The organism is Micromonospora sp. WMMC273, from assembly GCF_027460285.1.
GTDB classification, from domain to species: domain Bacteria; phylum Actinomycetota; class Actinomycetes; order Mycobacteriales; family Micromonosporaceae; genus Micromonospora; species Micromonospora aurantiaca.
In genome coordinates this window covers 5,348,271-5,369,523 of the sequence record NZ_JAPZBE010000001.1, presented here as the reverse complement: position 1 = coordinate 5,369,523, position 21,253 = coordinate 5,348,271, and the positions used below count along the sequence as shown (strand labels likewise).

The window sequence follows — 21,253 nt, the reverse complement described above, 5'->3', positions numbered from 1 at the left end:
CTCAGTCCGTGCCCCGCTGACCGGCGCTGTCCCCGGCCGATTCGGCGTCGGGCTGCCCGGCCGTGCCGGCCGCCGCGCGACGGTCCAGCACACTCCGGTTGAGGTGCAGCTCGACCATGTCGAACATGATCTCGCGGGCGGTCGCGTCGTCGCTCGGGATACGTTCCCCGTCGGCGCGGGTGACCAGGCAGTAGGCGACGTAGTGTCCGCGTACCTGCCAGGCGACCCGGGCCGCGGCCCGTTCCACCGCCTCGGTGTCGTCGCCGGCCGCCATGCCACGGAACCGTCCCTGGCGCGCGTCGAGCAGCGGCCGGATGCGGTCGCGTACCCGCTGGGCGGTGGCCACGTCGGTGAGGTTGAACAAACCGGCGGTGATCAGGTGGTCGCCGTCGGGGGAGCGGAGCGTGCCCCGCACGACCTGGTTGCAGCCGAGCCGGACCAGCAGGTCGGCGATCTCGCCGGTGGCCGCTACCTGGCACTTCGGGCTGGCCTGGGTCTTCAGCACCCGGTATGCGGGCTTCCCGTCGGTGACCACCAGATCCTTTGTCGGGAAGACCTCCTTGGCGGTGAGTGACGCCTGGTCGGTGTCCCGGGAGTCCAGGTCGGTGCCGCCGGACGGGGTGCTGGACTCGGTCGGCTGCGGGGTCGGCTGGCCAGCCGGGGGCGTGGCGGTGCGTTCGTCGAGCAGAGCCGCGACGGCGAGCCCGGTGAGCGAGAGCAGCAGCAGGACGGCGGCGCCGCCGACGAGCGTCTGCCAGAACCGGCCGCCGCCGCGGCGTTCGGCGCGCCGGGTCCGGGGCAGCTCGGAGACGTCGGCGGCGCGGGCGGTGGGGCTGGCCGGGATCGGCACCGTCGGCCGGTCCACCGCCGCCGGTACGGGCGCGGGCATGGGCGGCGCGGGCTGCGGCACCGGGGAGGGCTCCCGTGGTGGCGCGGGCCGTCCGGGTGCCGGCGCCGGGGCCGGTGGTGCCGGAACGGGTGCGCGGGCGTCGTCTGCCACCGCCTGCCCGTCGGGGATGGCCTGCTCGGCCGTGCCGGCCGGCGGCAGCGCCGGTTGCGGGCGCGGCGGCGGGGGCAGCGACGGCGTGGGGAACCGGGAGCGTGACGGACCCGCGGGCGGCGGCGTCGTGGCTGCGGGCCCGTTCGGGGCCGACCCGGGATTCGGGTACTCCAGGAAGGCGTCCTCATCGGACTCGTACCGGTACACCATGTGGCATAGAGTAGGACTGATTGTCCCTTTCAGGGGTAATATCGGGAAATTCTGGCGGAGTGGCGTCCGGCTCCGCCGGTGACACCGTCGCCGGAACCGCCCCGGCCCGGTGCGAGAATGCCTGCGTGACCGGCGACCACTACTTCACCGCTGAACCCTCGGCCCCGGCCCGCCCGCGCGAGGTCGAGTTCACCGTCGCCGGGCGCGACTACACACTCGGCTCGGCCGGTGGCGTCTTCTCCGCCGACCGGCTCGACCCGGGCACCGCCGTGCTGCTGCGCAAGGCCGACCTGCCGGCCGCCGACGTCACCGGCGCGCTGCTCGACATCGGCTGCGGCTTCGGCCCGATCACCTGCGTCCTCGCCACCGTCGCGCCGAAAGCCACCGTCTGGGCCGTGGACGTCAACGAGCGCGCCCGCGCCCTCACCACCGACAACGCGGTAAGGATCGGCGCCGCCGACCGGGTACGCGCCGTCGCGCCGGACGAACTGCCGGACGACGTCACCTTCACCCAGATCTGGTCCAACCCGCCGATCCACATCGGCAAGCCGGAACTGCACGCCCTGCTGCTGCGCTGGCTGCCCCGCCTCGCCCCGGACGGCGTGGCCTGGCTGGTCGTCGCCCGGCACCTCGGCGGCGACTCGCTGCACCGCTGGCTGGTCGAGCAGGGCTGGTCCGTCGAGCGGCACGCCAGCCAGAAGGGCTACCGGGTGCTGCGGGTCACCCGGTAATCCGGTGTCGTCCACCGACCCGGCTCGGGCAGGATGCCCGCGTGGGATACGTGGACGTGGCAGGAGTGGGGCACATCCTCCCGGACGGGCGTGAGCTGTTCAGTGACGTCTCGTTCCGGGTCGGTGAGGGTGCCAAGGTGGCGCTGGTCGGCCCGAACGGCGCCGGCAAGACCACGCTGCTGCGGATGGTCGCCGGTGACCTGCCGGTGAAGACCGGCGCGATCGCCCGCTCCGGTGGGCTGGGCGTGATGCGGCAGTTCATCGGCATGATCGGTGACGAGTCCACGCTCGCCGACCTCGCCCTGTCGCTGGCACCGCCGGCGCTGCGCGACGCCGGGCGGCGGCTCGCCGAGACCGAGGCGGCCATGCGGGCGGCCGAGGTGCGCGGCAAGTACAGCTCCGCCGCCGCCAAGACCCAGCTCGCGTACGCCGAGGCGCTGGCCGCCTGGGGTGAGACCGGCGGGTACGACGCGGAGGTCCTCTTCGACACCGTCGCCACCATCGTGCTGGACCTGCCGTGGGACAGCGCCCGGGAACGGCCGGTCCGCACGCTCTCCGGCGGCCAGCAGAAACGCTTCGCGCTGGAACTGCTGCTGCGCGGCCCGGACGAGGTGCTGCTGCTCGACGAGCCGGACAACTTCCTCGACGTACCCGGCAAACGTTGGCTGGAGGCGCGCCTGCGCGAGTCGGGCAAGTCCGTGCTGTACGTCTCGCACGACCGGGAACTGCTGGCGCAGACCGCCGACCGGGTCGTCGCGGTGGAGGGCGGCAGCGCCTGGGTGCACCCGGGCGGCTTCGCGAGCTGGCACTCCGCGCGGGTGGCCCGGCACGCCCGCCTCGACGAGCTGCGCAAACGCTGGGACGAGGAACACCAGAAGCTGCGCGAGCTGATGCTGATGTACAAGCAGAAGGCCGCGTACAACGACGGGATGGCGTCCCGCTACCAGGCCGCGCAGACCCGGTTGCGCAAGTTCGAGGAGGCCGGGCCGCCGCCCGTACCCCCGAAGGACCAGGACATCCGGATGCGCCTGACCGGCGGGCGGACCGGCAAGCGCGCGGTCATCGCCGAGCAACTGGAGCTGGACGGCCTGACGTACCCGTTCGACCTGGAACTCTGGTACGGCGACCGGGTCGCGGTGCTCGGCGCGAACGGCACCGGCAAGTCGCACTTCCTGCGCCTGCTGGCCCGGGGCGGCACCGACCCGGAGCCGGGAAACACCCCCGTCGACGGCGCCGGCGCCCTCGCACCTGTCGCGCACGGCGGCGTGGTGCGGCTCGGCGCGCGGGTCCGGCCCGGGCACTTCTCGCAGACCCACGACCGGCCGGAGCTGATGGCCAAGACACTCGTCGAGGTGCTGTGGCGCGGCGACGACCACCGGGCCGGCATGGACCGGCACGCGGCGATGGCGGCGCTGTCCCGGTACGAGCTCGCCGCTCAGGGCGACCAGCGGTTCGGCACGCTCTCCGGCGGGCAGCAGGCCCGCTTCCTGGTGCTGCTGCTGGAGCTGTCCGGGGCGACGCTGCTGCTGCTCGACGAGCCCACCGACAACCTCGACCTGGCCTCGGCCGAGGCGCTGGAGGCCGGGCTGACCGCGTTCGAGGGGACTGTGGTCGCTGTGACACACGACAGGTGGTTCACCCGTACCTTCGACCGGTTCGTGCTGTTCCGGGGCGACGGCGACGTGGTGGAGACGCCGGAGCCGGTCTGGGACGTGGGCTGATGATCGACCGGGAGCTGGCCGACCGGCTGTGCGCGGTGGACGGTGTGGTCGCGGTGGCCCTCGGCGGCAGCCGCGCCCGCGGCGACCACCGGCCCGACTCCGACTGGGACCTGGGCCTCTACTACCGGGGTACGCCGGACGTGGCCGGGCTGCGCGCGGTGGCCGCCGCGATCGCCGACGGGCCGGTGGACCTCACCGCACCGGGCGGCTGGGGACCGTGGGTCGACGGGGGCGCCTGGCTGCGTGTCGGCGGCGTCGCGGTGGACTGGATCTACCGCGACCTGGACCGGGTGCACCGGGTCTGGGCGGACTGCCGGGCCGGCCGCTACACCGTCGAGGCGCAGGCCGGGCACCCGCTCGGCTTCTACTCGCACGCGTACGCCGGGGAGGTGGCGCTCGGGCGGGTGCTCGGCGACCCGAGCGGCGAGCTGACCGCCCTGCGGGCCGAGACCGTCGACTACCCGCCCGCGCTCGGCGCCGCGCTGGTCGCCGGCGGCTGGGAGACCGGGCTGCTGCTCGACGGCGCGGCCAAGGGCGCGGCCGGGGGCGACACCGGCTACGTGGCGGGCTGCCTGTTCCGGGTGGTCGGCGTGCTGGTCCACGCGCTGCACGGCCGCGCCGGGCGGTGGCTCGTGAACGAGAAGGGCATGATCGCGTCCGCCGGACGCCTGCCGGGTGCGCCGCCGGACTTCGCCGAGCGGACGCAGGCGCTGCTGGGCGCGGTGGGGCGTACCCCGTCCGAGCTGGCGGCGACGATCGCCGCGGCCCGGACGCTGGCCGCCGAGGTGTTGCCGCTGCCCGGATGACACCCGGCAGCGGGCATAGGGTGGATCTCGTGAGTGAGATGACCTATCGCCGGCTGGGCGACTCCGGGCTCGTGGTGTCAGTGGTCGGTATCGGCTGCAACAACTTCGGCCGCAAACTCGACAGCGACGGCACCCGGGCGGTGGTGGACGCCGCGCTCGACGCCGGGATCAACTTCTTCGACACCGCCGACATCTACGGCGAGCCGCAGGGCGCCTCCGAGGAACTGCTCGGCCAGGCGCTCAAGGGCCGCCGCGACGACGTGGTGGTGGCCACCAAGTTCGGCATGGACATGAACGGCGCGAACGGGCCGGATCACGGTGCCCGGGGCGCCCGCCGCTACATCGCCCGCGCGGTCGAGGCGTCGCTGCGCCGGCTCGGCACCGACCACATCGACCTGTACCAGATGCACGAGCCGGACCCGGGCACCCCGATCGACGAGACGCTCGCCGCGCTGGACGACCTGGTGACCGCCGGCAAGGTGCGCTACCTCGGCAACTCCAACTTCGCCGGCTGGCAGATCGCCGACGCCGACTGGACCGCGTCGTCGCAGGGGCGTACCCGGTTCATCTCCGCGCAGAACCACTACTCGCTGGTCGAACGCGGGGTGGAGGACGAGGTGATCCCCGCCTGCGAGCGGTTCGGCCTCGGCATGCTGCCGTTCTTCCCGCTCGCCAACGGGCTGCTCACCGGTAAGTACAAGCGCGGCGAGGCGCCCCCAGCGGGCAGCCGCCTGGCCGGTGGCGGCCGGTACGCCGAGCGGCTGGCCGCCGCGCGCTGGGACGTCATCGAGGCGATCGAGGCGTACGCGGCCGAGCGCGGCATCACCATGCTCCAGGTGGCCATCGGTGGCCTGGCCGCCCGTCCCGCAGTCACCTCCGTGATCGCCGGCGCCACGACTCCGGCCCAGGTGAGCGCCAACGCCGAGGCCGGGACGTGGCAGCCGTCCGACGAGGACCTGGACGCCCTCGACGCCATCCTCTGACTGTCCGCGCCGGTGCAGGCGAGCCCGCTCGCGCGTCGGATCCGCCCGCGTGCTCGGTCCACCCGTGTTCGGTCCGCCCGCGCGTCGCAGGTGCGTCCGCTCGTCGTCGTGCGAGCGTCGGGGCTTGCCCCGCGCTGCGGGCGTGCGCCCACCGTGGCCGCCCGCGCGCGGAGACACCCATAACGTTCCACTCAGAGGCAGCGCTCACGATGGGTGGAACGGCATGGGTGTCAAAGGGGCCTTGAAACACCTATGGCGTTCCACTCGTCGCCAGATTCAGTCGCGAGTGGAACGCCATAGGTGTCTGCGGGCGGCCTTCCGACGCCCGTGGCGCCCGGCCCGGCCAGGCGGCGGGTGGCGGGCCGGGGTGGGGCGGAGCTGCGGGCGTGGGTCATGGTTTGCTGCGGTGGCGAGACGTTCGGCCAGGGCCTGGCGGACCAGGGCGACTGTGGCGTCGGGGCGGCGTAGCACGTCGTCGGCGGTGAACCGCAGCACCACCCACCCGGCCGCGCGGAGCGCGTTCAGGCGTGCCACGTCCCGCCGGAAGTGCGCCCGTTCGCGGTGGTGGTCGCCGTCGTACTCGACCGCGAGGCGGAGCGCCGGCCAGGCCAGGTCCACCCGGGCCACGAAACGTCCGCCGGCGCGTACCTCGTGCTGAGCGACGAGCGGGCCGAGGCCGGCGTCGAGCAGAAGCAGCCGCAACCGTGTCTCCATCGGGGACTCGCTCAACGGCTCGGCCAGCGCCAGCACCTCCCGCAGCAGCGGAGCACCCGGCCAGCGCGACCGGGCGGCGGCGTAGGCCCGCAGGCAGGGCAGCTTCACGACCCGGCGACGCAGCAACGCGTCGACGGCGACGAGCGCGTCGACGCGGGTGCCGTGGCGGCCCAGGTCGAACGCGGTGCGCAGCGGGGTGGTGACCGGCAGCCCGCCGACGAGGGTGTGGTCCCGCTCCGGCAGCGGCGACCGGACCACCCGCATCCGTGGGTGCGGTCGCAGTCGAGCAGCAGTCGGCAGCAGCACGCTGACCGGCGCGTCGCGGGTGAGCACGTCCGCGCCGAACAGCCACGCGGCGCTGCGTCCCGCCAGCACGGCACCCGTGGGCAGGCGCAACGCCACCGCCTCGCACCACATCCGATGGTCGCCGGCGCGGTATCCGTCCCGGTGCACGTACACGTCCGGCAGCAGGCGGATCCACGCCGGCCCGCGCAGCATCGTCCAGGTGAGCAGCCCTTCGGAGACGGCACTGCCGCCCCGGAACGGCACTGTCGCCAGGCGGCGCGGGACGCGGGCGGGAACGGACATCCGGGCAGCGTGTCGTGACGGGACGGTCACCCGCTGCCCCGATCCGGCGGACGGCTGGTGTCTGGGAAAAACCTCACCCGGGCTTCCGTACGGGCGGGAGGCGTCGTACGGTAGGCCGCAAGTGACCCACGGGAGCCCGGTGCGGACCGGGCTGAGAGGGGGGCTGGGAGCCCCCGACCGTCGAACCTGATCCGGGTAATGCCGGCGCAGGGAGGAGCGTTGCCGTGCTGTCCCTGGGACGACTGCATCTCATCACCGACACCCGGCCGGGGCGTGACCCGCTCGCCGTGCTGCGTGCCGCCCTGCCGGTGGCGGGCGCCGACCTCGTCGTGCAGGTGCGCGTGGAGGACGACGCCACCGACCGGCAGGCGTACGAGCTGGCGTGCCGCGTGACCGAGGCGTGCCGGCCGTACGGGGCGCGGTGCCTGGTCAACGACCGGCTGCACGTGGCGCTCGCGGTGGACGCCGCCGGTGGCCACGTCGGCGCGGACGACCTGCCGGTCGCAGCCGCGCGCCGGGTGCTCGGTCCGGACGCGGTGCTCGGCGCGACCGCCCGGGAGCCGGTAGGCGCCCGCGCGGCGGTGGACGCGGGAGCGAGCTACCTGGGCGTGGGCCCGTGCCACGCCACCACCACCAAGTCCGGCCTGCCGGACCCGATCGGCCCTGGCGGGGTACGTGCGGTCGCCGAGGCGGTGAGCGTGCCGGTGATCGCGATCGGCGGGGTGACCGCCGCGACCGTGCCGGCGCTGCGGGCCGCCGGGGCGTACGGGGTGGCGGTTGTCGGCGCGCTCAGCCTGGCCGCCGATCCCGCGCACGCCACCGCCGAGCTGCTGCTGGCGCTGACGCGATGAGCCCGGCCGACGTGGCGGTGGTGGGCGCCGGGCCGGTGGGACTCGCGATCGCGTGGCGGTGCGCGCAGCGCGGACTGCGCGTGGTAGTGCACGACGACCGGCCCGGGTCGGGCGCCTCGTCGGTGGCCGCCGGGATGCTGTCGCCGGTTGCCGAGGCGTACTTCGGTGAGCACGAACTCACCGCGCTGCTCGTCGAGTCGGCCGCCCGCTGGCCCGGCTTCGCCGCTGAGCTGACCGAGGCGAGCGGCGTCGACCTCGGCCACCGCACCGAGGGCACGCTCGTCGTCGGGCTCACCGCCGACGACCTGGCCGAGGCGGGGCGGCTGTGGTCGTACCAACGGGGGTTGGGACTGCCGATCACGCCGCTGCGCCCCTCGGAGCTGCGCGACCGCGAACCGGCGCTGGCGCCGCGCGTGCGCGGCGGCGCTGTCGCGCCCGGCGACCACCAGGTCGACCCGCGGCGGCTGGTCGCCGCGCTGCGCACGGCCGCCGAGCGCGCCGGGGTGGAGCTGCGCCCGGCCCGCGTCGGCGCGCTGTCCGAGCTGGACGCGCGGGTCACTGTGGTCGCGGCGGGCTGCGGCGCGGCGGCGCTGACCGGCCTGCCGGTCCGGCCGGTGAAGGGCCAGGTGCTGCGGCTGCGCGCGCCCGGTGGCGGTCCGCCGGGCTTCCGGCACGTGATCCGGGGGTACGCGGACAGCGAGTCGGTCTACCTGGTGCCCCGGGACAGCGGTGAGGTCGTGGTCGGGGCGACTGTGGAGGAGCGCGCGGACACCGCTGTCACCGCCGGTGGCGTGCTGACGCTGCTGCGCGCCGCCGCCGAACTGGTGCCGGAACTCGTCGAGTACGAAGTGGTGGAGGCAGTCGCCGGGCTGCGTCCGGGTACGCCGGACAACGCGCCGATCATCGGGCCGCTGCCCGGGCAGCCGGGCGTGCTCGCGGCGACCGGGCACCACCGGCACGGCATCGTGCTCACCCCGGTCACCGCCGACCTGGTCACCGAGCTGATCGTCACCGGCGAGCCGGATCCCGCGCTCGCCCCCTTCACCCCGGACCGCTTCGGGAAGGAGCGCACGTGGAACTGATCGTCAACGGCACCGGCCGGACGCTGCCCGAGGGCGTCACCGTCGCCGAGGTGGTCCGCACCGTCACCGACCGGGAGCGCGGGCTCGCCGTAGCGGTGAACGGCGAGGTGGTGCCGCGCGGCGGCTGGTCGGCGAGCGTCCTGCGCGACGGCGACCGCGTCGAGGTGCTCAGCGCCACCCAGGGCGGGTGAACGGCATGTCCACGCTGGAGATCGGCGGGGTCGCGTTCGGCTCCCGGCTCGTCCTCGGCACCGGCGGCGCGGCCAACCTGCACGTGCTGGAGCAGGCGATCCGCGCTTCCGGCACCGAGCTGGTGACGTTGGCGCTGCGCCGGGTGGACACCACACCCGGCGGGTCGGGCGGCCTGCTCGACCTGGTGGAGCGGTGCGGTGTACGGCTGCTGCCGAACACGGCCGGCTGCCGTACCGCGGTGGAGGCGGTGAAGACGGCGCACCTGGCCCGGGAGGCGTTCGACACCGACTGGGTGAAGCTGGAGGTGATCGGCGACGAGCGCACGCTCCTGCCCGACGGGGTGGAGCTGCTGCGCGCCGCCGAGGAACTGGTGGCCGACGGGTTTACCGTGCTGCCGTACACCTCGGACGATCCGGTGCTGGCGCGGCGGCTGGCCGACGTGGGCTGCGCGGCGGTGATGCCGGCCGGGTCGCCGATCGGTTCCGGGCTGGGCATCGGCAACCCGCACCACATCCGGCTGATCCGCGCGGCCGTGGACGTGCCGGTGGTGCTGGACGCGGGCATCGGCACCGCCTCCGACGCCGCGCTGGCGATGGAGCTGGGCTGCGACGCGGTGCTGCTGGCGAGCGCCGTGACCCGGGCCGCCGACCCGGTGGCGATGGCCACGGCGATGCGCTACGCGGTCGAGGCCGGGCGTCTGGCGTACGGCGCGGGCCGTATCGCCCGCCGCTTCCACGCCCTGGCCTCCACCCCGGATGAGGGACGGCCCGACCTGTGACCGCCTCACGCCTAGCGGATCTTGGTACGGATGCGCCCTCCGAGGGGCGGCCGCGTACCAAGATTCCGGGCGGGCCGAGCGGCGTCGTGCTGCTCACCGATCGGCGGGTTGCTCGGGGGGCGCTTGTCGACGTGGTGGCGGGGGCCGTGGGTGGGGGAGTGCGGTGGGTGGTGCTGCGGGAGAAGGATCTGCCGCGCGCCGAGCGCCTCGCGCTCGCCGCCGACCTGCGCGCGATCCTCGCCGAGGCGGGCGGCACGCTGATCGTGGCCGGCCCCGATCCGCTCGACGGGGACGCGGTGCACCTGCCCGCCGCCGGCCCGTACCCGCCGCCCGCCGTCGGGCTGGTCGGCCGCTCCTGCCACGACACCGCCGAGCTGGCCCGGCTCACCACCGAGCACTACGCGACGCTGTCCCCGGTCTACGAGACCAGGACGAAGCCCGGCTACGGCCCGCCCCTGCGGCCGACCGGACTCGCCGCCCTGGTGAAAGCCAGCCCGGTCCCGGGGCTCGCCCTCGGCGGCATCGAAACGGCAGCTCAGGTAGCGGCCTGCGTAGAGGCAGGCGCAACAGGAGTAGCAGTGCTCGGCGCAATCATGCGGGCGAACGACCCCGCCGAAACCGCCACCACGCTGGGCAGCGCCTTCCAGGAGGCGGCCACCCGTGTGGCGCGCACCCACCCCGCGCGATCCGACGAAGGCCCGCACGAGAAGGGCTGCGGCCGACCGTGACCACGGAGGGATCAAGCCTGACCGCCCGGAGTGGGCACGGTCGGCCGCAGCCCTCAACCGCAACCACCGGTGAAGGAAAGCAGTGACGCCGAAAACAGTTCTCAGCATCGCCGGCTCCGACTCCGGAGCGGGAGCGGGCATCCAGGCCGACCTCAAGACGTTCGCCGCGCTCGGGGCGTACGGCACGACAGTCCTCACCGCAGTCACCGCGCAGAGCACCAGGGGCGTGGACGCCGTCCTGCCGCTGCCGCCGCAATCGGTGCGCGACCAGATGGACAGCGTGCTCGGCGACTTCGACGTGCGCGCCGTGAAGACCGGGATGCTCGGCACCCCGGCGGTCGCCGATGCGGTGGCCGAGGCGGCAGGGGCCGGGCGCCTGCCGCACCTGGTCGTCGACCCGGTGCTGGTCGCCACGAGCGGGCACCGGCTCGGCGTGGTGGAGGCGGTCGAGCGGCTGCTGCCGTACGCGGAAGTGGCGACACCGAACTGCGCGGAGGCCGCGGCCCTCACCGGAGGCCCGGTGGGCACCGTCGAGGAGATGGTCGCGGCGGCCGAGGCGCTGGCGGCGCGCGGACCGGCGTTCGTGGTGGTGACCGGCGGCGACGTGGACGCCGACGGCGAGTCGGTGGACGTGCTCGCCGGCGGCGGGACGACCCGCCTGCTGCGCGCGCCCCGGGTGGACACCCGGCACAACCACGGCACCGGCTGTTCGTTCTCGGCCGCCGTCGCGGTCCGGCTCGCCACGGGCGACGCGGTGCCGGTCGCGGTGGCCGCCGCCAAGGAGTACGTCACCCGCGCGCTGACCGGCGCGCGGACCTGGGAGCTGGGAGCGGGACGCGGCCCGCTGGACCACTTCGGCTGGTCCGCATGAGCGACAGGGAGGCTGTCATGCAGGCACGTCGCAAGGTGTACGTGGAAGGGTCACGCCCGGACATCCGGGTGCCGTTCGCCGAGGTGCCGCTGACCGGGGACAACCCGCCGGTACGGCTCTACGACACCTCCGGTCCCGGCTCCGACCCGGAGGTGGGGCTGCCCGCACTGCGCGGGCCGTGGATCGCCGAGCGCGGCGACGTGGCTCCGGTGCGCGGTGCCGGCACGCCGCTGGCCGGAACCCGTCCGACCCAGCTTGCGTACGCCCGGGCCGGAATCGTCACGCCGGAGATGGAGTTCGTGGCGATCCGCGAGTCGGTGTCGCCGGAGTTCGTGCGGGACGAGATCGCGGCCGGCCGGGCCGTGCTGCCGCTGAACGTGAACCACCCGGAGTGCGAGCCGGCCGTCATCGGCAAGGCGTTCCTGGTGAAGGTCAACGCCAACATCGGCACCTCGGCTGTCACCTCGTCGGTGGCCGAGGAGGTGGAGAAGCTGACCTGGGCGACCCGGTGGGGCGCGGACACCGTGATGGACCTGTCCACCGGCAAGCGCATCCACGAGACCCGCGAGGCGATCGTGCGGAACGCGCCGGTGCCGATCGGCACGGTGCCGATCTACCAGGCGCTGGAGAAGGTCGGCGGCGACCCGGTGAAGCTGAGCTGGGAGGTGTTCCGGGAGACGGTCATCGAGCAGGCGGAGCAGGGCGTCGACTACATGACCGTGCACGCCGGGGTGCTGCTGCCGTACGTGCCGCTGGCGGTGGACCGGGTCACCGGGATCGTGTCCCGGGGCGGCTCGATCATGGCGGCCTGGTGCCTGGCACACCACGAGGAGAACTTCCTCTACACGAACTTCCGGGAGCTGTGTTCGCTGCTCGCGAAGTACGACGTGACGTTCTCCCTCGGTGACGGGCTGCGCCCCGGTTCCATCGCGGATGCCAACGACGAGGCGCAGTTCGCCGAGCTGCGCACGCTCGGTGAGCTGACGAAGATCGCCTGGGAGTACGACGTGCAGGTGATGATCGAGGGCCCCGGGCACGTGCCGATGCACAAGATCAAGGAGAACGTGGACCTCCAGCAGGAGTGGTGCCACGAGGCGCCGTTCTACACGCTCGGGCCGCTGACCACCGACGTCGCGCCCGCGTACGACCACATCACCTCCGCGATCGGCGCGGCGATGATCGGCATGTTCGGCACCGCGATGCTCTGCTACGTCACCCCGAAGGAGCACCTCGGGCTGCCCGACCGCGACGACGTGAAGGCGGGCGTGATCGCGTACAAGATCGCGGCGCATGCGGCCGACCTGGCCAAGGGGCACCCGGGCGCGCAGGCGTGGGACGACGCGCTGTCGAAGGCCCGGTTCGAGTTCCGCTGGGAAGACCAGTTCAACCTGGCGCTCGACCCGGAGACCGCGCGGGCGTACCACGACGCGACGCTGCCCGCCGAGCCCGCGAAGACGGCGCACTTCTGCTCGATGTGCGGGCCGAAGTTCTGCTCCATGAAGATCACCCAGGAGCTGAAGGACTACGCGGCGCGGGGCATGCGCGGCAAGTCCGAGGAGTTCGTCGCCTCCGGATCGCGGGTCTACCTGCCGCTGGCGTGAGCGGGGCCGGGGCGGGCCGTTTCGACCCGGTCCGCCCCGGCCGTCGTTCAGTCGCGGTGGTGCCGTCCGGTCCGCAGCGAGCGGGCGTCGTCGGCGTTGTCGTCCGAGGCGAGACCGGCCACCCAGTCCACGTACTCGTCGTCGGCAGCGGTGGTCGGCTCGGCCGTCCGCTCGGCCGGCTCCGGCTCGTCCTTGGCCCGGTTGCGCCGGAACAGGCCGCGCCGGGGCTTCGACTTCCCGCCGGACGCGTCGGCGTCGTCCGGTCCGGCGTGCCGCCCGCGCCGGGAGTCCGTCTCCGTGGCCTCCGGCAGTGCGGCGGTGGTGTCCGGCAGTGCGGATTCCGCCTCGCCCGGTGCGGCGGTCGCCGCCTCGGGCCGGGCGACAGGCTTCCCCGCCTCGGGCCGGGCGAGCGGCCCTGCCGGGCGGGCGTTCGTGGCGAGCGCGTCCCATCCGGTGCTCGCGCCCGGCTCGGGCAGACCCCGGTGGCGGGGACGCGGCGCCGGCTCGGCCGGGGCGGTCGTCTCCGCGCCGTCCCGGGCCGGTGTCTCAGGTTCGGTGGTCGCGCGGCGCGGGCGGCCCGCCGGAGTGATCGGCCAGGCCGGGCGTACCTCGCCGGGCGTTCCGGTCACGTCCTCGAACATCGGGAACCGGGGCCGGGTCGACGGGACCGGCGCCGGGTCGTCGAAGAAGAAGTTGCGTCCGGTACGCCCGGCCGGTGCGACCTCGTTCGAGCCGGTGCCCGTGTCCTCCCGGTGCGGGTCCGTGGCCTGGGGAACCGGGGCGGCGTTCGTGGTGTCCGGGTCGGGCCGGGTCCGCCCGCCGGGCGTCGTCGGCGCGGCCTCGGCGCCGGTGCTTGTCGGCTCGGCGTCGGCTCCCCCGCTCGGCGTCGTCGGCGCGGCGTCGGGCCGGCCGCTCGGTGTCGTCGGCGCGGTGTCGGCCGGGGTGGAGCCGGGGGAGGCCGGGCCGGTGGCGCGCGGGGCCTTCGGCGCGCGGGTACGCCGGGGGCGGGTGGCGCGGCCCGTCGCGCCGGTGTCTCCGAGGGCTTCGGCCGGTGGCGCGGCGGGGGTGTCGCTGTCCGGGTCGGCCGTGACCGGTCCGGTGAGGGCGCCGCTGTCCGTACGCGGGCCGGGAACGTGGCTGTCGGCGGTGCCGCCGGTGGCCGGTGACGTGCCCGCGCCGGTGCTCGGGGAGGTGTCTGCCGTGCCGTCGGCGGGTGACACCGGCCCGTCGGTCGTCCCGCTGGACCGGCCGGCGCGGGTACGACGCGGCCGGGTCACCCGTGGCGTAGTGGCCGCCGCTTCCGGCTCCGGTGTGGCATCGGCCGTGCCGGGAGCCGAGCCGGTGCCGGAGGCGGCCTCGCTGTCCGTCGGGATGCCGGTCGCCTGCCCGGACGCTCCATCGGCGGCTTCGGAACCGGCGACGGCCGGGTCGACCGGGACCGGGACCGGGTCGGGGCGGCCCGCGGCGAGGACGTCGATGGCCGAGGTCCGGCGGCCCGGGGGCAGCAGGCCCGGCATGGGCTGGCCGTGGCCCGTGTCGGTGACGGCCGAGCGCTCACCCACCGGCCGTTCCGCAACTGCCGGCTGTTCGAAGGCGGGCAGATCGGTACCGGCCGGAGCCGTCGCCGTGGCCGAGCCGCCGGGCTCCGGCCAGTTCCAGTGCGCGGGCGCGGCGGCGCCGCTCGTCACCGGAGGCACGGACGGGGCGGCCGGGACGCCTGGAGTGGACGAGTGCGGCAGCGGGGCGAGGATGTCGGTGGCCTCGACCGCGTCGGGGTCACCGGTGGCGGTGACCGGGCGGGGCAGCACTGTGGTGGCGGTCGAGCCGAGCGCGCCGGCGATCACGGCGATCAGCGCGCCGTAGTAGGGCGCGACCTGGTAGCGGTCGGTCGCCGAGCCGGGACCGGCGGTCAGGTAGGCGAACGCGACGAGCACCGGACCGGCCGCCCCGGCCGCACCGCCGATGAGCGGCGGCCACTCGGCCCGGCGCGCGAGTACGCCGACCGCGCCGCCGGCCAGCAGAGCGAGCACCGGCAGCAGCAGCATGGACAGGCGTTGGGCCGCCTCCGGATCGAGCCAGGAGGGTTCGAGGACGCCGAGCCGTACCGTGGCGAGCGGGCGGTTGGCGACGATCGTGGGTGCGACGGAGAGCAGCGCCAGCAGCCAGACGATGCCGGCGGTGATCGCCACGCCCCAGCCGAACGGCGGCTTGAGCAGGACGGCGATCGCCGCGCCCGCCCCGACCACCGCGCCGAGGGCGGCGCAGATGCCGGCGGCCCAGACCGGGTCGACGGATCCGCCCGGCTCGGCCGCGCGGGCCGGTTGCATGCACAGCGGGGCGACCACCATCGCGCCCAGCGCGCTGACGCCGGCGATGGAGAGCAGTTCGGTGGTGCCGCCGGGACTGTCGTCGCGGCGGGCGAAGCGCTCGGTGAGGACGGCTCCGGCGACCGTGGCGACAGCGGCGAACCAGCCCACCCAGACGAGCTGGGCGGGCCACCGGTTGACCGAGACGTCCACGAACGCGCCGTCGAGGCGTACGACTCCGAAGCCGTACGCGATCCCCAACTGGCCGGCCCCGGCCAGTACGCTCACCCCGAGCGCCGTGAGCAGCAGCCTGCCCCACGTCCGAAAGGCCATGTCGGGCACGTTACGGCCCGGTGCCCCCGATCGCCACCTTGCCGCCGCGCGGCGCGGCGAACCTGCCGGTGTGGCTACTTCAGCTCGACCAGGCGCGCGAGGTAGGTGGTGTCGCCGACGTTGGTGAGCATGTGCACCGCGCCCGGGTCGCGGTAGACCACGCCGCCGGTCGGCTCGTCGGCGTCGATGGTGGTCCCGTCGATCGTCTGCACCACGTTCTTCGCGCCCTGGATCGCCACCACCAGGTACGGGTGGTCGTGGCGGTGCAGCGGCTGCCGCTCACCCGGCTCCAGCCGGATGTGCCAGACGCGTACGCGGTCGTTCTCGTACACGATCTCCTGGCCCACCGGGCCGAGTTCGAGGTCGGCGGAGAGTTCGGTCATCGTGGTCCGTCCAGTCGGGGGAGCACCTCGGCGGCGATGAGCTCCACGTGGTCGAGGTCGTCGAAGTCGATCAGGCGCAGGTGCACCCGGGTGGCCCCGATCGCGGCGAACTCGCCGATCCGGTCGACCAGCTGGGCGGGGGAGCCGACCACCGGGTCCTCCGGCGGCAGCGCGCTGGTGACGTGCAGCGGCGCGGCCCGGCGCTGCGCCTCGGCGTCGGTGCGTCCGATCGCCACCACGATGCCGGCGGAGAGCGTCAGCGGCGCGCGGCCGGAGGCGTCCCGCCCGGCGCGATCGCACGCCTCGCGCACCCGCTCGTACGCGGCGGCGGTTTCGGCCACGCTCTTGAACGGCATGTTGAACTCGTCGGCGTAGCGGGCGGCCAGCTCGGGGGTGCGCTTCGGTCCCCGGCCGCCGACGATCACCGGCGGGCCGGGCTGCTGCACCGGCTTGGGCAGCGCGGGCGCGTCGACCAGCCGGTAGTGCTCACCGGTGAAGCTGTACGTCTCGTCGGCCGGGGTGCGCCACAGGCCGGTGACGATCTCCAGCTGCTCGGCGAGCCGGTCGAAGCGCTCGCTCACCGGCGGGAACGGGATGCCGTACGCGGTGTGCTCGCGCTCGTACCATCCGGCGCCGATGCCCAGCTCGACCCGGCCGCCGCTCATCCGGTCGACCTGGGCGACCATGACGGCGAGCGGCCCGGGGAGCCGGAACGTGGCGGACGTGACGAGCGTGCCGAGCCGGATCCGGGAGGTCTCCCGGGCGAGCGCGGCGAGCGTCAGCCAGGCGTCGGTGGGGCCGGGCAGCGCCGGCTCGTCCCCCATGGCCCGGTAGTGGTCGGCCCGGAAGAAGCCCTCGAAGCCGGTCTCCTCGACCAGCCGGGCGAACCGGAGCTGGTCGTCGTAGTCCGCACCGCGGTGGGGTTCGGTGAACACCGAGACCCGCATGGTCACCGGCCTCCGACGGGTACGCCGGGGGCGTCCCGCTCCATCAGCAGTTCGTGCAGCTCGGCACTGATCCGCGCGACGTCTTCCAGGTGTTCGTGGCGGCCCAGCGTGCGCGGCCGGGGGACGTTCACCTCGACCACCTCGCGGATGCGCCCGGGGCGCGGGCTGAGCACGACGACCCGGTCGGCGAGCAGCACCGCCTCGTCGATCGAGTGGGTGACGAAGACGATCGTCGCCTTCGTCTCCATGTGCACGCGCTGGAGCTCGCCGGAGAGTTCCTCGCGGGTGAGCGCGTCGAGCGCGGAGAACGGCTCGTCCATGAGCATCACCCGGGGCGAGCCGACCAGCGACCGGCACAGCGAGACGCGTTGCTGCATGCCGCCGGACAGCTCGTGCGGGAGGCGCTTCTCGAAGCCGCCCAGCCCGGCCATCTCCAGCAACTGGCGGGCCCGGTCGCGGTGCTCGGCGCGGCGCCAGCCGAAGATCTCCACCGGCAGCAGCACGTTGTCCAGCACCGAGCGCCAGGGCAGCAGCGCCGGCCGCTGGAACAGCATCGCCACGTCGCGGCGGGGCTTCGTGATCGGCGTACCGCCCACGGTGATCTCACCGCCGGTGACCGGGAGCAGGCCGGCGATCATGCGCAGCAGCGTGGACTTGCCGCAGCCGGACCGGCCGAGGACGGCGACGAACTCGCCTTCGGCGACGTCGAGGTCGATGCCGCGCAACGCCTCCACCCGCCCCGAACGGCCGTCGAAGGTGCGGGACACCCCGGACAGTCGGATCATCTTCCGCCGGCTCCCTTCCACGTCGTCCGAATGCGAGCCGGGCTAGCGTAGCCGACCGTGCTTATAGCACCGTCCGGGGTGGACGTCAGTCCGCTTCCCGTCACGCAACTTCGTTTCCGTTCCGCAACCGGGACGGCGGCGGCAGGTCATCTGGCTTCTCGTACGCTGTTGCGCGCGAAGAGTCCCCTCACGACGGTCCAGTCGGCCGAACCCACGTGCCGACCCCGTCGGACCCACGACCCGACCGGCGAAGAAGTCCTGGTCGGAAAGGACATGGTGCACTGATGAGAAGGCTGACCCGCACGGTCGCCGCCGCGGCTCTGGCCACCGCCCTCGCCCTGGTGGGCGGCTGCAGCAGCGACTCGGACAAGTCCGAGAGCGGCGGCGGCAACGGCGCGGCGCTGGAGAAGGTGACGTACCTCACCTCGTTCGGCAACTTCGGGCGTGACTCCTACGCCTGGGTGGCGAAGGACAAGGGCTTCTTCAAGGAGGCCGGTTTCGACGTCGACATCAAGCCCGGTCAGGGCACCGGCTCCGTGATCCAGACCATCACCGGCGGCCAGGCCGACTTCGGCCCGATCGACCTGACCGGTGGCATCCTCCAGCTCGGCAACGGCCAGGCGAAGGACTTCGTGGCGGTGGCCGCAATTCAGCAGCGCACCATGGCCGCGATCGTCACGGTCGAGGGCAAGAACATCGCCACCCCGAAGGACCTCGAGGGCAAGAAGCTCGCCGACACCCCGACGTCCGTCGTGCGCAACCTCTTCCCGACGTACGCGCGGCTCGCCGGCATCGACGGCAGCAAGGTGACCTGGGTCAACGGTGAGGCGCAGGGCCTGATCGGCATGCTCGGCTCGGGCTCGGTGGACGGCATCGGCCAGTTCGTCGTCGGCCAGCCGACGGTGGAGACGGTGACCAAGAAGAAGCCGGTCGTCCTGCCGTACAGCAACGTGATGCAGGACCTCTACGGCAACGCGCTGATCACCTCGTCGAAGATCGCCAAGGAGAAGCCGGAGATGGTGAAGAAGTTCACCGCCGCGCTGCTCAAGGGCCTGGAGTACTCGCTGGCCCACCCGGACGAGGCGGCCGAGATCCTGAAGAAGAACGTGCCGGCCGCCGTCCCGGCCGCGGCGTCCGCCGAGCTTCAGCTGATGGCCGCGTACGTGCGGTCGAGCAACTCCGGCACCGCGATCGGCACGCTGGACAGTGGCCGGGTGGCCAAGAGCATCGCGCTGCTGCAGGGCGCCGGTGCGCTGAAGCAGAACCTCACCCCGGACCAGATCATCGACTTCAACCTCGCGCCGAAGGCCTGACCGGCCCGCTCGGGCCAACGGGGGTGCGACCCGCCGGACACCCCGGTGGGGCGCACCCCCTTCGCGTGCCGGTCACACCGACCGGCGCAGAGAGGAGGACACGTTGACACAGTCGACCGAGGCCCGGCCGGAGGCGCCGCCGCGCCCGGCGGTCCGGCGCGGGATCGCCGTACGCCCGGCGGCGGTCGGGCTGCCGGCGCTCGGCCTGGTGATCGCGGTGGCGGCCTGGTGGCTGGTCACCTCGGGCCTGAACCTGGTGCACCCGGCCGCGCTGCCCCCGCCGCAGGCGGTGGGGAAGTCCCTCGCCGGCACCACCGAGGTGCTGCTGCCCGCGCTGGGCATCACCACCTGGATGACGGTGTTCGGCTTCCTGCTCTCGTCGGTGGCCGGGGTGCTGATCGGGATGGCACTGGCCGCCTCCAGCCGGGTGGAACGGATGTTCGCGCCGCTGCTGGTGGCGGTGAACGCGGTCCCGAAGATCGCGTTCGGGCCGCTGCTCGTGGTAGCCGTGGGCTGGGGGCAGAAGCCGATCCTGACCATGGTGTTCCTGCTCTGCTTCTTCCCGATCGTGCTCTCCACCGCGACCGGACTGACCACCACCCCGGCGGACCTGGCGGAGCTGGGCCGGTCACTCAACGCCTCGTGGTGGCAGTCGTTCCGCAAGGTGCGCTTCCCGGCGGCGCTGCCGCAGATCTTCGTCGGTCTCAAGGTGGCCATGCCGCTCGCCGCGATCGGCGCGGTGATCGGGGAGTTCTACTCGGACCGCCCGGGCCTGGGTTACCAGATCCTCCAGTACAACGGCGTCGGCGACACCGCTACCGCGTGGGCGGCGATCGTGCTGGTGGCGCTGATGAGCATCGTGCTCTACGCCGCACTGAGCCTGGTCGAGCGCCTGGCCCTGCCCTGGGTGAAGGCCACCACCTCAGCCCGCTGACACCCCGAGACGAAAACCCGACGTCGACCGAGCACCCAGAAGGAAACCTCAACCCGCGGGTGCCGGCGGCCCACGACAGGTTTGGCCCCACCGCAACCGGCGCAGGGATCAAGCTTGACCGCCCGGAGCCGGTTGCGGTGGGGCCACACCCCCACCGCAACCGACCAAGCGATCAGCCGGCCAGCCGCCAACGACCACCACGGGCCACCAGCGTCGTCAACGCCTGCGGCATCAGCCCGGAGTGGTTGTCCGGCGTCATCCGGATCGGCCCGGAGAGCCCGTCGAGCTGCGACGTCTCCAGCACGTCGCGCAGCCCGTCCCGGTCGACCTTGCCCGGCTCGCCGCCGGCCTGCAGCTCGGCGTCGGCGATCAGCTGGACCGCGTCCGCCGCGAAGGAGGAGAAGCCGTTGTAGCCGCCGAACCGGGCGGTGTAGTCCTGGAACCACTGCCGTCGCGCGGCCTTGGCCGGGGTGGTGGCGATCACGTCGTCGATCACCATGGTCTGGGTGAAGATCAGCGTGGCCTCGTCCGTGGAGCGGGCCGAGGGGCCCAGGAAGAGGTCACCGGCGGCCGTGGCGTCGAAGAACAGCGACCCGCGGAACTTGCTCTGCCGTGCCGTGGTGGCGGCGAGCATCGCCTGCTCCGGCGTGGTCCACAGGACCAGTGCCTGCGGCTTGCGGGCGACCAACTCGTTGATCTGCGTGCCGACCTCGGTGTCGGTGACCCGCACCGACTCGTTGGCGACCAGCTTCACGGAGGTCTTGCTCAGCTCACGGCGCAGGGCGGCGAGCCCTTCCTGGCCGTAACCCTCGGCGCTGTGCAGCAGCGCCACCTTGCGGATCTCGCGCCGCTCCAGTTCCGCGGCGAGCGCGGCGGCGCTGTCGGTGGCGTTCGGGGCGAGCTTGAAGACATATCGGCGCTCGGCCACCGGCTCGGTGATGTCGCTGGACGACCCCAGTGCGATCGTCGGAATGCGCTTCTCGCCGATCGTTCGGGCCGCGCCGACGGCGCATTCGTTGCAGCCGCCCATGATGACCGCGCTCACGCGTGAGTCACCGCTGAAATCATTGATGTTCCGCAAGGATTCCGCGGCATCCGAGCGGTTGTCCTTGACCCGCAGATCGATCTTCCGGCCGCCCAGTGCGCCGGAGGCGTTCAACTGCTCGACCTTCAGTTGCAGAGCCCGTTGGTAGACCTTGCCGACCGGCGCCGACGCGCCGGAGAGTTCCAGGTCGGCGGCGATCACGATCGGGCTGGTGTCCTGCGGTTCCCCGCCGATCCCGCAGCCGGTGAGCGTGGTGGCCAGCACGGCCGATGCGAGCGCCGCGATGCTCGCGGAGCGGATGGGGCTCAACTCAGTCCTCCAGGTGCGGCGCGGGCCGACGCCCGATCACCG

20 protein-coding genes and 1 riboswitch are annotated in these 21,253 nt (G+C 73.8%); of the genes, 13 read left to right on the top strand and 7 right to left on the bottom strand.

The features are described 5' to 3' along the window. Position 1: 1 nt before the first annotated feature. A complete protein-coding gene (locus O7611_RS24815; RefSeq protein WP_228532304.1) occupies positions 2-1,210 on the bottom strand; it encodes a hypothetical protein in 1,209 nt (402 codons plus the stop codon). A gap of 125 nt (positions 1,211-1,335) precedes the next feature. Here O7611_RS24815 and O7611_RS24810 point away from each other — a divergent pair, with 125 nt between their 5' ends. Genes O7611_RS24810 through O7611_RS24795 form a run of 4 tightly spaced genes read left to right on the top strand, consistent with a single transcriptional unit; the run spans position 1,336 to position 5,451 of the window. After that, complete coding sequence (locus O7611_RS24810; RefSeq protein WP_194801420.1) at positions 1,336-1,941, top strand: class I SAM-dependent methyltransferase; 606 nt, start codon at positions 1,336-1,338, stop codon at positions 1,939-1,941. 41 nt (positions 1,942-1,982) lie between these two features. Next, positions 1,983-3,662 (top strand): ABC-F family ATP-binding cassette domain-containing protein, encoded by a 1,680-nt coding sequence (locus tag O7611_RS24805; RefSeq protein ID WP_194801419.1) that lies wholly within the window; start codon positions 1,983-1,985, stop codon positions 3,660-3,662. Next, the gene (locus O7611_RS24800) at positions 3,662-4,468 is read left to right on the top strand and encodes a nucleotidyltransferase domain-containing protein (RefSeq protein ID WP_269697663.1); all 807 of its coding nucleotides are present in this window, start codon (positions 3,662-3,664) and stop codon (positions 4,466-4,468) included. The genes O7611_RS24805 and O7611_RS24800 overlap by 1 nt, the downstream gene beginning before the upstream one ends. Positions 4,469-4,488: 20 nt before the next feature. Then, entirely contained in the window at positions 4,489-5,451 is a 963-nt protein-coding gene (locus tag O7611_RS24795) for an aldo/keto reductase (protein ID WP_194801417.1), read from the top strand. Between the two features lie 276 nt (positions 5,452-5,727). On the opposite strand, the gene O7611_RS24790 is transcribed toward O7611_RS24795, so the two are convergent. After that, entirely contained in the window at positions 5,728-6,753 is a 1,026-nt protein-coding gene (locus O7611_RS24790) for a DUF559 domain-containing protein (RefSeq protein ID WP_269697662.1), read from the bottom strand. 118 nt (positions 6,754-6,871) lie between these two features. Continuing rightward, a riboswitch (TPP riboswitch) is annotated at positions 6,872-6,983 on the top strand. Here O7611_RS24790 and thiE point away from each other — a divergent pair. From thiE to thiC, 7 genes are all read left to right on the top strand, one after another. Further along, a complete protein-coding gene (thiE, locus tag O7611_RS24785) occupies positions 6,981-7,604 on the top strand; it encodes a thiamine phosphate synthase (protein ID WP_442929395.1) in 624 nt (207 codons plus the stop codon). Its footprint overlaps the riboswitch before it by 3 nt. Beyond that, positions 7,601-8,686 (top strand): glycine oxidase ThiO, encoded by a 1,086-nt coding sequence (thiO, locus tag O7611_RS24780; RefSeq protein ID WP_194801415.1) that lies wholly within the window; start codon positions 7,601-7,603, stop codon positions 8,684-8,686. The genes thiE and thiO overlap by 4 nt, the downstream gene beginning before the upstream one ends. Then, positions 8,677-8,877: a sulfur carrier protein ThiS gene (thiS, locus tag O7611_RS24775; protein WP_013288601.1), complete on the top strand. Its 201-nt coding sequence runs from the start codon at positions 8,677-8,679 to the stop codon at positions 8,875-8,877. Before thiO ends, thiS begins: the two co-directional genes overlap by 10 nt. Positions 8,878-8,882: 5 nt before the next feature. After that, positions 8,883-9,656 carry a thiazole synthase gene (locus O7611_RS24770; RefSeq protein ID WP_442929374.1) on the top strand — a complete coding sequence of 258 codons (774 nt, stop codon included), beginning with the start codon at positions 8,883-8,885 and terminating at the stop codon, positions 9,654-9,656. 62 nt (positions 9,657-9,718) lie between these two features. Beyond that, on the top strand, positions 9,719-10,384 hold the full coding sequence (locus tag O7611_RS24765; RefSeq protein WP_194801538.1) for a thiamine phosphate synthase: 666 nt from the start codon (positions 9,719-9,721) through the stop codon (positions 10,382-10,384). 82 nt (positions 10,385-10,466) lie between these two features. Then, positions 10,467-11,255, top strand: coding sequence for a bifunctional hydroxymethylpyrimidine kinase/phosphomethylpyrimidine kinase (gene thiD / locus O7611_RS24760; RefSeq protein WP_269697659.1), 789 nt, complete (start codon positions 10,467-10,469; stop codon positions 11,253-11,255). A 17-nt stretch (positions 11,256-11,272) separates the two neighbouring features. Next, the gene (gene thiC / locus O7611_RS24755) at positions 11,273-12,856 is read left to right on the top strand and encodes a phosphomethylpyrimidine synthase ThiC (RefSeq protein ID WP_269697658.1); all 1,584 of its coding nucleotides are present in this window, start codon (positions 11,273-11,275) and stop codon (positions 12,854-12,856) included. A gap of 47 nt (positions 12,857-12,903) precedes the next feature. On the opposite strand, the gene O7611_RS24750 is transcribed toward thiC, so the two are convergent. The 4 genes from O7611_RS24750 to O7611_RS24735 all read right to left on the bottom strand — a co-directional run bounded on the left by O7611_RS24750 (position 12,904) and on the right by O7611_RS24735 (position 17,610). After that, positions 12,904-15,495, bottom strand: a complete 2,592-nt coding sequence (locus tag O7611_RS24750; protein WP_269697657.1) for a hypothetical protein — start codon at positions 15,493-15,495, stop codon at positions 12,904-12,906. Between the two features lie 74 nt (positions 15,496-15,569). After that, positions 15,570-15,878 (bottom strand): cupin, encoded by a 309-nt coding sequence (locus tag O7611_RS24745; protein WP_013288595.1) that lies wholly within the window; start codon positions 15,876-15,878, stop codon positions 15,570-15,572. Next, the gene (locus O7611_RS24740) at positions 15,875-16,825 is read right to left on the bottom strand and encodes an LLM class F420-dependent oxidoreductase (RefSeq protein WP_194801537.1); all 951 of its coding nucleotides are present in this window, start codon (positions 16,823-16,825) and stop codon (positions 15,875-15,877) included. Before O7611_RS24740 ends, O7611_RS24745 begins: the two co-directional genes overlap by 4 nt. Positions 16,826-16,827: 2 nt before the next feature. After that, entirely contained in the window at positions 16,828-17,610 is a 783-nt protein-coding gene (locus tag O7611_RS24735; protein WP_194801410.1) for an ABC transporter ATP-binding protein, read from the bottom strand. A 284-nt stretch (positions 17,611-17,894) separates the two neighbouring features. Here O7611_RS24735 and O7611_RS24730 point away from each other — a divergent pair, with 284 nt between their 5' ends. After that, entirely contained in the window at positions 17,895-18,923 is a 1,029-nt protein-coding gene (locus tag O7611_RS24730) for an ABC transporter substrate-binding protein (protein ID WP_194801409.1), read from the top strand. A gap of 103 nt (positions 18,924-19,026) precedes the next feature. Beyond that, complete coding sequence (locus O7611_RS24725; protein WP_194801408.1) at positions 19,027-19,857, top strand: ABC transporter permease; 831 nt, start codon at positions 19,027-19,029, stop codon at positions 19,855-19,857. A 172-nt stretch (positions 19,858-20,029) separates the two neighbouring features. On the opposite strand, the gene O7611_RS24720 is transcribed toward O7611_RS24725, so the two are convergent. Continuing rightward, a complete protein-coding gene (locus O7611_RS24720; protein WP_194801407.1) occupies positions 20,030-21,211 on the bottom strand; it encodes an ABC transporter substrate-binding protein in 1,182 nt (393 codons plus the stop codon). Positions 21,212-21,253 lie beyond the last annotated feature (42 nt).

What these genes read in the sequence shown, in the direction of transcription:
- O7611_RS24800 (WP_269697663.1), top strand. Translation starts at nt 3,662, where the DNA reads ATGATCGACCGGGAGCTGGCCGACCGGCTGTGCGCGGTGGACGGTGTG.
- O7611_RS24770 (WP_442929374.1), top strand. Translation starts at nt 8,883, where the DNA reads ATGTCCACGCTGGAGATCGGCGGGGTCGCGTTCGGCTCCCGGCTCGTC.
- O7611_RS24735 (WP_194801410.1), bottom strand. Translation starts at nt 17,610, where the DNA reads ATGATCCGACTGTCCGGGGTGTCCCGCACCTTCGACGGCCGTTCGGGG.
- O7611_RS24740 (WP_194801537.1), bottom strand. Translation starts at nt 16,825, where the DNA reads ATGCGGGTCTCGGTGTTCACCGAACCCCACCGCGGTGCGGACTACGAC.
- O7611_RS24730 (WP_194801409.1), top strand. Translation starts at nt 17,895, where the DNA reads ATGAGAAGGCTGACCCGCACGGTCGCCGCCGCGGCTCTGGCCACCGCC.
- O7611_RS24815 (WP_228532304.1), bottom strand. Translation starts at nt 1,210, where the DNA reads ATGGTGTACCGGTACGAGTCCGATGAGGACGCCTTCCTGGAGTACCCG.
- O7611_RS24750 (WP_269697657.1), bottom strand. Translation starts at nt 15,495, where the DNA reads ATGGCCTTTCGGACGTGGGGCAGGCTGCTGCTCACGGCGCTCGGGGTG.
- O7611_RS24745 (WP_013288595.1), bottom strand. Translation starts at nt 15,878, where the DNA reads ATGACCGAACTCTCCGCCGACCTCGAACTCGGCCCGGTGGGCCAGGAG.
- thiC (WP_269697658.1), top strand. Translation starts at nt 11,273, where the DNA reads ATGCAGGCACGTCGCAAGGTGTACGTGGAAGGGTCACGCCCGGACATC.
- thiO (WP_194801415.1), top strand. Translation starts at nt 7,601, where the DNA reads ATGAGCCCGGCCGACGTGGCGGTGGTGGGCGCCGGGCCGGTGGGACTC.
- O7611_RS24790 (WP_269697662.1), bottom strand. Translation starts at nt 6,753, where the DNA reads ATGTCCGTTCCCGCCCGCGTCCCGCGCCGCCTGGCGACAGTGCCGTTC.